The organism is Streptomyces sp. NPDC001714, from assembly GCF_042892755.1.
Taxonomy (GTDB): Bacteria; Actinomycetota; Actinomycetes; order Streptomycetales; family Streptomycetaceae; genus Streptomyces.
On record NZ_JBIAUL010000004.1, the window covers coordinates 175,914 to 187,500 of the forward strand.

The 11,587-nt window shown below is 74.4% G+C and carries 10 protein-coding genes, 1 pseudogene and 1 riboswitch; of the genes and pseudogenes, 8 read left to right on the forward strand and 3 right to left on the reverse strand.

What is annotated here, in order from left to right:
* Positions 1 to 6: 6 nt before the first annotated feature.
* Complete coding sequence (locus ACFY0P_RS12430) at positions 7 to 588, reverse strand: helix-turn-helix domain-containing protein (RefSeq protein WP_388910514.1); 582 nt, start codon at positions 586 to 588, stop codon at positions 7 to 9.
* A gap of 267 nt (positions 589 to 855) precedes the next feature.
* Here ACFY0P_RS12430 and ACFY0P_RS12435 point away from each other — a divergent pair, with 267 nt between their 5' ends.
* Both ACFY0P_RS12435 and ACFY0P_RS12440 read left to right on the forward strand, forming a co-directional pair.
* Positions 856 to 1,896 carry a hypothetical protein gene (locus tag ACFY0P_RS12435; protein WP_388910517.1) on the forward strand — a complete coding sequence of 347 codons (1,041 nt, stop codon included), beginning with the start codon at positions 856 to 858 and terminating at the stop codon, positions 1,894 to 1,896.
* Between the two features lie 153 nt (positions 1,897 to 2,049).
* A complete protein-coding gene (locus ACFY0P_RS12440) occupies positions 2,050 to 2,403 on the forward strand; it encodes an antibiotic biosynthesis monooxygenase family protein (protein WP_388910519.1) in 354 nt (117 codons plus the stop codon).
* Positions 2,404 to 2,463: 60 nt separating this feature from the next.
* On the opposite strand, the pseudogene ACFY0P_RS12445 reads toward ACFY0P_RS12440, so the two are convergent.
* Positions 2,464 to 3,152 (reverse strand): annotated as a pseudogene (locus tag ACFY0P_RS12445) (phosphotransferase).
* A 54-nt stretch (positions 3,153 to 3,206) separates the two neighbouring features.
* Positions 3,207 to 3,338: riboswitch (cobalamin riboswitch) on the forward strand.
* A 107-nt stretch (positions 3,339 to 3,445) separates the two neighbouring features.
* On the opposite strand from ACFY0P_RS12445, the gene ACFY0P_RS12450 reads away from it, so the two are divergent.
* The 6 genes from ACFY0P_RS12450 to ACFY0P_RS12475 all read left to right on the forward strand — a co-directional run bounded on the left by ACFY0P_RS12450 (position 3,446) and on the right by ACFY0P_RS12475 (position 9,992).
* Positions 3,446 to 4,669: a prenyltransferase/squalene oxidase repeat-containing protein gene (locus tag ACFY0P_RS12450; RefSeq protein ID WP_388910522.1), complete on the forward strand. Its 1,224-nt coding sequence runs from the start codon at positions 3,446 to 3,448 to the stop codon at positions 4,667 to 4,669.
* Positions 4,666 to 5,289, forward strand: a complete 624-nt coding sequence (locus ACFY0P_RS12455) for an SCO2322 family protein (protein WP_388910525.1) — start codon at positions 4,666 to 4,668, stop codon at positions 5,287 to 5,289. The genes ACFY0P_RS12450 and ACFY0P_RS12455 overlap by 4 nt, the downstream gene beginning before the upstream one ends.
* Positions 5,290 to 5,719: 430 nt before the next feature.
* A complete protein-coding gene (locus tag ACFY0P_RS12460) occupies positions 5,720 to 6,823 on the forward strand; it encodes an energy-coupling factor transporter transmembrane component T (protein WP_388910528.1) in 1,104 nt (367 codons plus the stop codon).
* Positions 6,820 to 8,433, forward strand: a complete 1,614-nt coding sequence (locus ACFY0P_RS12465) for an ABC transporter ATP-binding protein (protein WP_388910531.1) — start codon at positions 6,820 to 6,822, stop codon at positions 8,431 to 8,433. The genes ACFY0P_RS12460 and ACFY0P_RS12465 overlap by 4 nt, the downstream gene beginning before the upstream one ends.
* Positions 8,430 to 9,239: an ECF transporter S component gene (locus ACFY0P_RS12470; protein WP_388910533.1), complete on the forward strand. Its 810-nt coding sequence runs from the start codon at positions 8,430 to 8,432 to the stop codon at positions 9,237 to 9,239. The genes ACFY0P_RS12465 and ACFY0P_RS12470 overlap by 4 nt, the downstream gene beginning before the upstream one ends.
* Before the next feature lie 339 nt (positions 9,240 to 9,578).
* Positions 9,579 to 9,992 (forward strand): transglycosylase SLT domain-containing protein, encoded by a 414-nt coding sequence (locus ACFY0P_RS12475; protein ID WP_217551566.1) that lies wholly within the window; start codon positions 9,579 to 9,581, stop codon positions 9,990 to 9,992.
* A 307-nt stretch (positions 9,993 to 10,299) separates the two neighbouring features.
* Here the strand turns inward: ACFY0P_RS12475 and ACFY0P_RS12480 are convergent, their stop codons facing one another.
* Entirely contained in the window at positions 10,300 to 11,535 is a 1,236-nt protein-coding gene (locus tag ACFY0P_RS12480; RefSeq protein WP_388910536.1) for a cytochrome P450, read from the reverse strand.
* Between the last annotated feature and the right edge of the window lie 52 nt (positions 11,536 to 11,587).

Genomic DNA, 11,587 nt, shown 5'->3' on the forward strand with positions numbered 1-11,587 from the left:
CGCAGCTCAGTTGACGGCACCCTCCGCGGTGATGAGCATTTCCGCCAGGTCGGCGAGGGTGGCCAGTTGGCGGGCGTTCATCTGAGGGGCGCGGGCCGCAAGGCGGACCAGACCGCTCTCGCGGAGCCGGGAGAGCGGGTCGGCCTGGGCCTGAAGGCCCTGCAGCACCGGCTGGAGCGCCTCGTACAGCGCCTCCGGCTCGTCGGCGGTGAAGAAGCCGGGCGGGAGACCGAAGAACCGCCGCAGCCGGTCGGTGTGTTCGAGGCTCGGCAGCCCGCTCTTGCGCCACTCGCTCAGCCACTGCCTGCTGGTGCCGGCGATCGCCGCGAGTTCGCCCAGCGAGTACCGCTTGCCGTCGGGCCGGCGCCGGTTCTCCCGGATGAAGTCCAGTCGCTGCCGGACCCGTTCGGCGAGCCCGGCCTCGGGCGCGGGCCCGCCCGACAGGAGTTCGGCGACCACCCCGACCGGGATCCCCGTGCGGAACGACAGGTCGGCCACGTCCAGCACCTCGGAGAGCCGTCCCGGACGTCCGGTCAGCTCCCCGAGCCGTTCCAGTACGCCGGTCAGCGGGGCATGGGCGTCACTCACCAAGGTCCCCCTGGACGCGCGTGGTCGGGCGGTCGGCCGAGCGGAGCCGAGCAGACGCGAGGTTATCGAATCACCGGTCCCGGCCACCAGACATGACAAGGTCCACTGCGCAAGAGGGCAGCAATCGTTGACATGTGACGGACCGGCAGGAAAGGATCACGTCACCAGGCCACGGTCGAACCGACCCGCCTCGGGCGCCGCCTAAGGGGGAGCGGCATCCGGAGCGACCAGCCGCCGCGCCTCCTCCCCAGAAGGTGAGGCGAACCGATGCCACAGCCCGTCCTGCTCCTCGGCGCCGGCCGCCGGTGCGCGTACGACGAGGTCGTGCTGACGCGCATCGCCTCGGCCCGCCCGGTGCTGCTGGTGGACGCCGCGCCGCCCGCCTGGGCACAGCCGTGCCTGGCCGGTCACCTCGCGGCGGACCCCGGCAAAGGCGGCGCGACAGCGTCGGCGGTGGTGCGGTTCGCGGCCCGGCACCGGGTCCGCGGCGTGCTGACCTTCACGGGCGAGTACGCGGCCGCCGCCGCGAGGATCGCCGGGCAGTTGGGGCTGCCCGGCCCCTCCCTCACCACGGCCGAAGCCTGTAGCGACCCGCCCGCACTGCGCGCGCTGCTGGCCGGCCACACGGTTCCCACCGGCGACCCCGAGGACCCCGGCGGACCCCGCGTCTCGGCCGAGACGATCGTCCTCGACGGCGAGATCCGCATCGCCGCCATCACCCGTACGACCTTGGGCCCGGCGCCCGCCCGGCAGCCGCTCCGGCACACCGTGCACGCCCACGACGGCCTGCTGCACAACCGTTTCCTGCGCCTGGCCGTCGACCGCACCGTGCTCGCGCTCGGCGTCGACCGGGGTGTCCTGCACATCGGCCTCACCCTCACCGACCGCGGCCCCCGGGTCACCGACGTCGCCCCGCACCTCCCGGGCGACCTGATCCCGCTCCTCGTCAGACGGGCCACCGGCGTCGACCTCGCCCGGGCCGCGGCCGCCCTGGCCACCGGCGAGGCGGCCGACACGACACCCACCCGGCAGCGGGCGGCCGCGATCCAGTTCGCCTACCCGGCCGCCACCGGCCGCCTCGACCACCTGGACCTCTCCCCCGACGCCGCCCACGAGCCGGGCGCCGACCGCATGCTGCTCACCCAGCACACCGGCAACCACGTCACCGCCGGCCCGCACGCCACCGCCGCCGACCGGCTGGCCCTCTGGGTGGCGGTCGGCGAGACCCCGGACGCCTGCGACGACGCACTGCGCCGCATGGCCCGCCACCTGTCGGCGGGCATCGCGCCGCTCGCGAACGCGGCCTGAGCGCTCCGCTGGTCAGGCCGCTGGTTCACCGCGGGCCGGTGGGGGCCGGCCGCGCAGTTCCTCCCCCCGCCTTCGGCCGGGGGTTCCCCCCAGCGCCCCTTTGGCGCGCTGCCGAACCGCAGCCGACTTCGCCGGACCCGCTACGGTGCCGCCATGAGCAATCACCCGGAAGCGCCTGTCGCGCCCGTCGAGGCCTACGAACCCCCTTACTACGTGGCTGTGTTCACCACGGTGCGAACCCAGGACCAGAGCGGCTACAGCGAGACCAACGCACGCATGGAGGACCTGGTGAAGGACATCCCCGGGTACCTGGGGATGGACCACGCGCAGACTCCCGGCGGGCTGGGCATCACCGTCGGGTACTTCCGCGACGCCGACGCCCTCACCCGGTGGCGGACCGACGCCGAGCACCGTGCGGCGCAGAAGCGCGGGCGGGCCGAGTGGTACGAGAGCTACACGCTGCACGTGGCGAAGGTGGAGCGGAGCCACGGCTTCACGCGGGGGTAGTCCGCGGGCGCGCCCGCGGGCGGCGCGCCCGCGGGCGGCGCGCCCGCGGGCGGCGCGGCGCTAGAAGGCGATCGCCCGTACCAACTGTCCCGCCTCACCGAGCACTTCGACTTCGTCTCGGGTCATCGTCGGGTTGGCGGCCCGCCGTCGCAGGGCCTCCGTCAGCCCTTCCTCGGTGAGCTCGCCCGGATCGGCGAGCAGGGCCGCGAGCAGGTCGTGGGCCAACGGATGTACACCGAGGGCCGCTTGGGCGAGGATCACCGCGGACATGCCCCAGTCGAGCCCGGGCGGCCCGTCCTCGGCGTTGGTCCAGTCGATGACCCGGGGGCCGTCGGGGGTCATCTCCCCCAGCTCTCAACTTCGTTCGAGCCGGGGGGACCCCCATCGTTGTCCGGATGCAGGTCGAGGTGGAGGACCCGGGCGCCGGGGTCGGCCGGGTCCCGGCCGGGCACGGCGTGCAGCCGCCGCAGCAGCGAGGCGAGCAGCGCACCGCCCTCCGCCGCGTCCGTCTCCCCCGCCAGCAGCGCCGCCAGCATGGTCGGCCCGGACAGCCGCTCCACGACCAGTTCGGTACGGGATCCGGACGGCCGCACCCGGGGCGCCGGATACCCGTGCTCCCGTACGTACGTCATCACCGCGCCCTCGGCGGCCGCGTCCCCCCAGCCGTCCCGGTCCCGGCGCAGCACCCACGCCTCGTCGATCTCGTACACGTCGGCCGAACGCCCCGACCCGAGCAGTCTCCCCGTCATGGCGTGACCATAACGAAACGGTCCCCGCACAGCCCCCTCTCAGCTTCCCGTCGGCGGCCGGTAAGGTAGCCGGGTCGTCATCACCCGTACGGGGGGAAGCCGGTGCAATTCCGGCGCTGACCCGCAACCGTGAGCCGCACGCAGTGCGGCAAGCCGGACTGCCCCGCCCGGGACGTTGATCGGCTCATGTGCGCCGGCACCCGTCGTCGCACGGCACCGTCGAGGTTTACGGAGCCGAGCCGCCGGGGTGTCCCGTGCTGCCCGGCTCCCCGCAGGGAGAGGCACCGCCGACCATGACCGTCCTCCGCCGCATCGCCGGGGTGCTGGCCGCCACCGCCGTCATCGGTACCGCCACACCCGCGACGACCGCACTGGCCACCGGCACCGCGTCCCCGTCGCCGTCCGCCTCGGCGGTCCTCCCGTCAGGGCTGTACGGCGGTTCGGACCCCAGGTTCGACGGCGTCTGGCGCCAGTCGCTCGCCCTGCTGGCCCAGCGCGCGGTGGGGGTGACCCCGGCCGTGAAGGCGGTGGACTGGCTGGCCGGGCAGCAGTGCGCGAACGGCTCGTTCGCCGCGTTCCGCGCCGAGCCGACGGCGGCCTGTGACGCCAAGGTCATCGTCGACACGAACAGCACGGCCGCCGCCGTACAGGCGCTGAAGGCGGCCGGCGGGCACGACGCCGCCGCGGACAAGGCCGTGACCTGGCTGAAGTCGCAGCAGAACACGGACGGCGGCTGGGGCTACAACCCGGGCTCGCCCAGTGACACCAACTCCACCGGTGTGGTCATCGGCGCGCTCGCGGCGGCCGGCGCGAGCGCGGACAGGTCTCCGTACGACCTCCTCGCCAAGTGGTCCGTCGCCTGCGACGAGGACGGCGGCGGTGCCCTCGCCTACCAGCCGGACAAGCAGGGGAAGCCGGCCGCCAACGCCGACGCGACGGCGGCCGGGGTGCTCGGGGCCCTCGGCAAGGGGTTCGTGGCGACGGCCGGGAAGGCCCCGGCGAAGGACCGCGCCTGCGCCGACTCCGACAAGACGCTCACGCGGGAGGAGGTGGCCCGCAACGGCGCCGCGTACCTGGCGGGCGCCATGTCCAAGACCGGCCACCTCGTCTCCACGCTCCCCGGCGCCGCATCCCAGCCGGACTACGGCAACACCGCCGACGCGGTCGTCGCCCTGGCCGCGCAGGGCTGGACCGAGCAGGCGCAGAAGCCGTACGCCTGGCTGGAGGCGCACGCCGCGCCGTGGGCGGAGCAGAGCGGGCCCGCGGCCTACGCCGAGCTGATCCTGGCCGCGCACGCGATGGGCGCGGACCCGCGTGACTTCGGCGGTACGAACCTGGTGACGGCGCTGAATGCGACGGGACCGGCCCCGCGGGCCGCCGCCGCGAAGCACGCCGAGAAGCACGCCGAGGGGAAGAAGTCGGGCAACAGCGTGTGGTGGATCGTCGGCACCGGGCTCGTCGCGGGTATCGGCATCGGCTTCCTGTTCAGCGGCCGCCGGAAGCAGCAGCAGCTGTGACCGCGGTCCGTCGTGCGGCGCTGTTGCTCCTGGCCGCGCTGACGCTGTGCGCGACGGCCGCCGGGCCGGCGGCGGCCACCGGCTACCGCTACTGGTCCTTCTGGGAGCGGGACGGCGCGCGCTGGACGTACGCCACGCAGGGCCCGTCGACGGCGCGGCCCGCCGACGGTTCGGTCGAGGGCTTCCGCTTCGCGGTGAGCGAGGACTCGGCGGACGCGTCGCGGCCGCGCGGCACGGCCGACTTCGGGACGATCTGCGGGGAGACCCCTGCCGTCGGGGGCCGGAAGCGGGTGGGGCTGGTCCTCGACTTCGGTACGGCGGCGGACGCGCCCTCGGGAGAGAAGCCGCCTGCGCGGCGGACGGCCTGCGCGGTGGTCTCCGAGGACGCGACGACGGCGGAGGCGCTGGCGACGGTGGCGAAGCCGATGCGGTACGACACGAACGCGTTGCTGTGCGCCATCGGGGGGTATCCGGGGCGGGGCTGCGGGGAGAAGGTGACCGCGGCGCCCGAGGGCACGTCGGGCAGCGGGCCGTCGCTCGGGCTCACAGCCGGTGCGGGAGTTGTCGCGGTCCTTGCGGCGGGGGCCTTCTGGCAGGCACGGCGGCGAAAGAATGCGTGAGCGCCACAGCGCGGGCCGGTGGGAACTTCTCGCGCAGTTCCCCGCGCCCCTAAAGGGGCACGTCCCAGCCACAGGCAGTCGCGCCACCACCGGCCGGTGGGGGCCGCTCGCGCAGTTCCCCGCGCCCCTAAAGGGGCACGTCCCAGCCACAGGCAGTCGCGCCACCACAGGCCGGTGGGGGCCGCTCGCGCAGTTCCCCGCGCCCCTAAAGGGGCACGTCCCGGCCACGGGCAGTCGCACCACCACAGACCCGTGGGGACCGCTCGCGCAGTTCCCCGCGTCCCTTGCGGGGCGCCTCCTGGCTGCGGGCAGTCGTGCCGCTGGGGCGGTGGGGGTCCCCCGGCTCGAGCGGAGCCGAGAGTGGGGGAGGGTGGGCGCTGGGGGTCCCCGCGGCCGAAGGCCGGGGGAGGCACCCCGCAAGCGGGGGCGAGTGAAACCCCTCGCCCCCCGGCAGCAGCGCCGCTCCCCCGTGCACCCCGGTGCCTGGTGGCTCTGGTCCCTCTCTCTCGGGGTCGCCGCGTCCCGGACCACCGACCCCCTCCTCCTCGGCCTGCTCATCGCGGTCACCGCCTACGTGGTGGCCGCCTGCCGCAGCCGATCCGCCCCCTGGTCCCGCTCCTACGCCGCGTTCGCCAGGCTCGGTCTCGCCGTCCTCCTCGTGCGCCTCGCGTTCACCGTCGTCCTCGGCTCCCCCGTCCCCGGCGCGCACACCCTCGTCACGCTCCCCGAAGTCCCGCTCCCGCACTGGGCCCAGGGCATCCGGCTCGGCGGGAAGGTCACGGCCGAGGCGCTCGTCTTCGCGCTCTACGACGGGCTCCGGATCGCCACCCTCCTCATCTGCGTCGGTGCCGCGAACGCGCTCGCCAACCCGGCCCGACTGCTCAAGTCCCTGCCCGGTGCCCTGTACGAGCTGGGGGTGGCCGTCGTCGTCGCGCTCACCTTCGCCCCGCACCTCGTCGCCGACGTGCAGCGGTTGCGGGCCGCCCGGCGGCTGCGCGGCCGCCCCGACTCCGGCGTCCGCGGCCTGCTCCAGGTCGCGCTCCCGGTCCTGGAGGGCGCGTTGGAGCGTTCGGTCGCCCTCGCGGCCGCCATGGACGCGCGCGGGTACGGCCGCAGCGCCGACGTACCGGACCGGGTCCGCCGTACGACGGCCGGGCTCACCCTCGGCGGTCTGCTCGGCGTCTGCGCGGGCACGTACGGGCTGCTCACCCCGGAGGGCGGCGGCTACGGGCCGCCCGTCCTGCTGGCCGGGGTGGCCGCCGCGCTGGCGGGGCTGCGGCTCGGTGGCCGGCGTTCGCCACGCACCCGGTACCGGCCGGACCCGTGGGACGCGCGGGCCTGGCTGGTGTCCGGGGCGGGTGCCGCCGTCGCCGCCCTGCTCACGCTGGCGTCCGTCCGCGACCCGGCGGCCCTGCAGCCCGGTGTCGTACCGCTGGTCGCCCCCACGCTTCCGCTCTGGCCGGCGGCCGCCGTGCTGCTCGGTCTGCTGCCCGCCCTGATCGTTCCCGAGGGTCCCAAGGAGGAGCCGTCGTGATCCGTTTCGAGGACGTCTCCGTGACCTACGACGGCGCGGCCCGGCCCGCCGTGCAGGGTGTCGACTTCGAGGTGCCGGAAGGTGAACTCGTCCTCCTCGTCGGCCCGTCCGGCACCGGGAAGTCGACGGTTCTGAACTCGGTGAGCGGACTCGTGCCGCACTTCACCGGCGGCACCCTGCGCGGCAGGGTGACGGTCGCGGGCCGGGACACCCGTACCCACCGGCCCCGCGAACTCGCCGATGTCGTCGGCACGGTGGGCCAGGATCCGCTCGCGCATTTCGTGACCGACACGGTGGAGGACGAACTCGCCTACGGGATGGAGTCGTTGGGGATCGCCCCGGCAGTGATGCGGCGGCGGGTCGAGGAGACCCTGGATCTGCTGGGGCTCGCCGCGCTGCGGGACCGGGCGATCGCCACGCTCTCGGGCGGGCAGCGGCAGCGGGTCGCGATCGGCTCGGTGCTCACCCCGCATCCCGCGGTCCTGGTGCTCGACGAGCCGACCTCCGCCCTCGATCCCGCCGCCGCCGAGGAGGTGCTCGCCGTGCTCCAGCGGCTGGTGCACGACCTGGGGACGACGGTGCTGCTGGCCGAGCACCGGCTGGAGCGGGTCGTGCAGTACGCCGACCGGGTCGTGCTGCTGCCGGGGGACGGGGCCGCGCCGGTGTGCGGGACGCCCGCCGAGGTGATGGCCGTGTCGCCGGTGTGCCCGCCGGTGGTGGAGCTGGGGCGGGTGGCGGGGTGGTCGCCGCTGCCGATGACGGTGCGAGACGCCCGGCGGCGGGCGGCGGCGAGCGCCGGGCTGCGGGAGCGCCTCGCCGGGCGGGCCCCGGAGCAACGGCCGGCGGCCGGTGCCGCGGCCGCCCTCGCCGAGGTCCGCTCCCTCGCCGTCCGCCGGGACCGGGTCGACGCGCTGCGGGGCGTCGACCTCACCGTCGCCGCCGGGGAGACCGTCGCCCTCATGGGACGCAACGGCGCCGGGAAGTCCACGCTGCTGGGCGCCCTCGTCGGGCTCGTCGAGCCGGGCTCCGGCACGGTGCGGGTCGGCGGCGCGGTGCCGCACCGCACGCGCCCGCGTGACCTCGTACGCCTCGTCGGGCTGGTCCCGCAGGAACCCCGTGACCTGCTGTACGCCGACACGGTCGGCGCCGAGTGCGCGGCCGCCGACCGGGACGCGGGGGCGGCGCCGGGGACCTGCCGGCGACTGGTGTCCGGCCTGCTCCCCGGGGTCGCGGACGACACGCACCCCCGTGATCTCTCCGAGGGGCAGCGGCTCGCCCTCGCGCTCGCCGTCGTCCTCACCGCCCGGCCGCCGCTGCTCCTGCTCGACGAGCCGACCCGGGGCCTGGACTATGCGGCGAAGGCCCGGCTGGTGGGCGTGTTGCGCGGGCTCGCCGCCGACGGGCACGCGATCGTGCTGGCCACCCACGACGTGGAGCTTGCCGCGGAGCTCGCGCACCGGGTGGTGCTGCTGGCGGAGGGGGAGGTCATCGCGGACGGGCCGACCGAGGACGTCGTCGTCTCCTCGCCGTCCTTCGCGCCGCAGGTGACGAAGATCCTCGCCCCGCAGCGGTGGCTCACCGTGACCCAGGTCCGCGAGGCCCTGGCATGACCGGCCCGGTGCGGCTCGGCCCCCGCTCCCTCGCCGCCCTGCTCCTCGTCAGCGCCGTCGGGGTGGTCGCGGTCGGCTGGCCCTTCCTCGCCCCGCCGTCCTCCCGGGTCGCCTCGCACGCCGAGGACGCGCCCTGGCTCTTCGCGGGCCTGCTGGTGCTGCTGGTCGCCGTGCTGGCGGCGACGATCGCGGAGTCCGGGCTCGGCCCGAAGGCGGTCGCCATGCTGGGCGTGCTGGCCGCAACCGGGGCGGCCTTGCGGCCGGTCGGCGCCGGGACCGCCGGGATCGAGCCGATGTTCTTCCTGATGGTGCTGAGCGGGCGGGTGCTCGGGCCGGGCTTCGGGTTCACCCTGGGCTCGCTCACCATGTTCGCGTCGGCGCTGCTCACGGGCGGGGTCGGGCCGTGGCTGCCGTTCCAGATGCTGGCGATGGGCTGGTTCACGATGGGGGCCGGGCTGCTGCCGGGTGCCGGGCGGCTGCGCGGCCGCGGTGAGCTGGCGCTGCTGGCGGGCTACGGCTTCCTGGCCGCGTTCGCCTACGGCCTGGTCGTCGACCTGGCCGGCTGGCCGCTGCTGGCCGGCAACGCCTCGAACCTCGCCTTCGACCCGCACGCCGGGCCCGCCGCCAACCTGGCCCGGTTCCTCGCCTACAGCCTGGCCACCGCCATGGGCTGGAACCTGGGCCGGGCCCTGTGCACGGTCGCCCTCACCCTCCTCCTCGGTCCGGCGCTGCTGCGGGCGCTTCGGCGGGCCACCCGGCGGGCCGCTTTCGAGACCGCGGTCACATTCGACGGCCCCGGGACGTGAGGGGTCGTACGCGCTCGGTGACGCGACCGGTGAAGCACCCCACATGACGCACGTCACCTACGATCCGGGACAGTAGACAGACTTATCCGCTATGTCTGGTTTGCCACCCTCGCTGACCTGCGGATTGAGAGCCACGCCACACAACGGACCAACGCCGTTTATGCGACCACCACTAGTAAAAGGGGTGATTGCGGACGGCTTTCGGGCCTGCTTGTCTGGACGACGTCGCCAGGCGCCACGAGCCCACAGCGGGCCGCGGCGCCGACGCATACGGACAAGCCCCCACGGGTGGTTCCGGAGCACACGGCGACTTCCTGTCCCCGACGAACGAGGTTCTCCGTGTCCGTGTCCTTCATCCGCCGCATCGCTTCCCCGAAGAAGGCCCTCACCACCGCCGCCGTGGCCGCTGCCGCCGCCGGCATGGCCCTGACCGCGGCGCCCGCCCAGGCCGCCACCACGTCGGCCTCCTCCGCTCAGGCGATCGCGCACAAGATGATCCCGGATGCCGCGCAGTTCAACGCGTTCAGCAAGATCGTCTCGCACGAGAGCGGCTGGAACCCCTCCGCCACCAACTCCTCCTCCGGCGCCTACGGCCTGGTCCAGGCCCTGCCCGGCTCGAAGATGGCGTCTGCCGGCTCCGACTGGAAGACCAACCCCGCCACCCAGATCAAGTGGGGTCTGGACTACATGAACTCCCGCTACGGCAGCCCGACCGCCGCCTGGAGCTTCTGGCAGGCCAACGGCTGGTACTGATCCGGCCGACCCGCGCGCACCCGCGGTCGATCGCGGCCGAGCCGCGCACCCGCCGCTGATCCCCGGCACCGCGCGCCCCTGAACCCCGGCACCCTCGTCCTTCCTGGGCGAGGGTGCCGACGTATGTCCGGACACGCCCGCGGAAGCGCTGAGCGGTGTCGGCGTCTCGGGGGAGGCAGGAACGGGGCGTAGGGAGGGGGTGCTCCTGCCTCCCTCGGGACGGGCCGGCGGCGCCGGGAGCCGTCGGCCCGGGTTCGGAGGGTTGACGCCATGGCCCGGGTTCGGGGGGGGGGGTGACGAAGGCGGGCTACGACGTGGTGACCTGGAGGTGCTTCACGCCGTTGATCCACGCCGAGCGGAGCCGGTCCGGGTCGCCGATCAGGCGCAGGTTCGGCATCGCGTCGGCGATCGCGTTGAAGATCAGGTCGATCTCGAGGACGGCCAGGGACTTGCCGAGGCAGTAGTGGGGACCGCCGCCGCCGAAGCCGAGGTGGGGGTTGGGGTCGCGGGTGATGTCGAAGGCGTCGGGGTCGGTGAAGACCTCGGGGTCGTGGTTGGCGGAGGCGTAGAAGACGCCGACCCGGTCGCCCTTGCGGATCAGCTTGCCGCCCAGCTCGGTGTCCTGGGTGGCGGTGCGCTGGAAGGAGTTGACCGGGGTGGCCCAGCGGACGATCTCCTCGGCGGCGGTCGCCGGGCGCTCGCGCTTGTAGAGGTCCCAGGCGTCGGGGTGGGTCAGGAACGCGTGCATGCCGTGGGTGATGGCGTTGCGCGTGGTCTCGTTGCCGGCCACCGCGAGCATCAGGACGAAGAAGCCGAACTCGTCGGAGTTGAGGTTGCCCTCGTCCTCGGCGGCGACCAGCGTGGAGACGATGTCCTTGGCCGGGCACTGCTTGCGGTCGGCCGCCATGTTCATGGCGTAGGCGATCAGCTCGGTGGCGGACTCGGCGCCCACCTCCTCGGTGATCGCGTACTCCGGGTCGTCGTACGAGATCATCTTGTTGGACCAGTCGAAGATCTTGGCCCGGTCGTCCTGCGGGATGCCGATCAGTTCCGCGATCGCCTGCAGGGGGAGCTCGCAGGCGACCTCGGTGACGAAGTCGAAGGGGCCGGAGTGGGCGCGGGCCGCTTCGGTGATCGCCCCGGCGCGGGCGCGCAGCCGCTCCTCCAGGGACCGGATCGACCGCGGCGTGAAGCCGCGCTGGATGATCTGGCGGACCCGGGTGTGCTCGGGCGGGTCCATGTTCAGCAGGATCAGCCGCTGGGCGTCGATCGCGTCCCGCTGCATGTGCTCGGTGAAGCGGATGATCGCCGTGTTGAGCCAGGACGAGAAGATCTCGGGGTGCGTGGAGACGTACTTGACGTCCGCGTGCCGGGTGACGGCCCAGTAGCCGTCGTCCGCGAAGCCGGCGATGCCGTGCGGCTGTTCGATCCAGCGGACCGGTTCGGCCTGGCGCAGCGCGGCGAACTCCGGGAGCGGCACCCGGTGATGGAGCAGATCGGGGTCGGTGAGGTCGAACCCGTCGGGCAGTGCGGGACAGGGCATGGCGGCTCACTCCCACCGTGTACGAACCTGGATGTGCCGGCGTTCCGACGGT

Bases quoted from the DNA above. Each gene is read 5' to 3' on its own strand.
- ACFY0P_RS12435 (WP_388910517.1), top strand. From the start codon at position 856: ATGCCACAGCCCGTCCTGCTCCTCGGCGCCGGCCGCCGGTGCGCGTAC.
- ACFY0P_RS12440 (WP_388910519.1), top strand. From the start codon at position 2,050: ATGAGCAATCACCCGGAAGCGCCTGTCGCGCCCGTCGAGGCCTACGAA.
- ACFY0P_RS12450 (WP_388910522.1), top strand. From the start codon at position 3,446: ATGACCGTCCTCCGCCGCATCGCCGGGGTGCTGGCCGCCACCGCCGTC.
- ACFY0P_RS12470 (WP_388910533.1), top strand. From the start codon at position 8,430: ATGACCGGCCCGGTGCGGCTCGGCCCCCGCTCCCTCGCCGCCCTGCTC.
- ACFY0P_RS12480 (WP_388910536.1), bottom strand. From the start codon at position 11,535: ATGCCCTGTCCCGCACTGCCCGACGGGTTCGACCTCACCGACCCCGAT.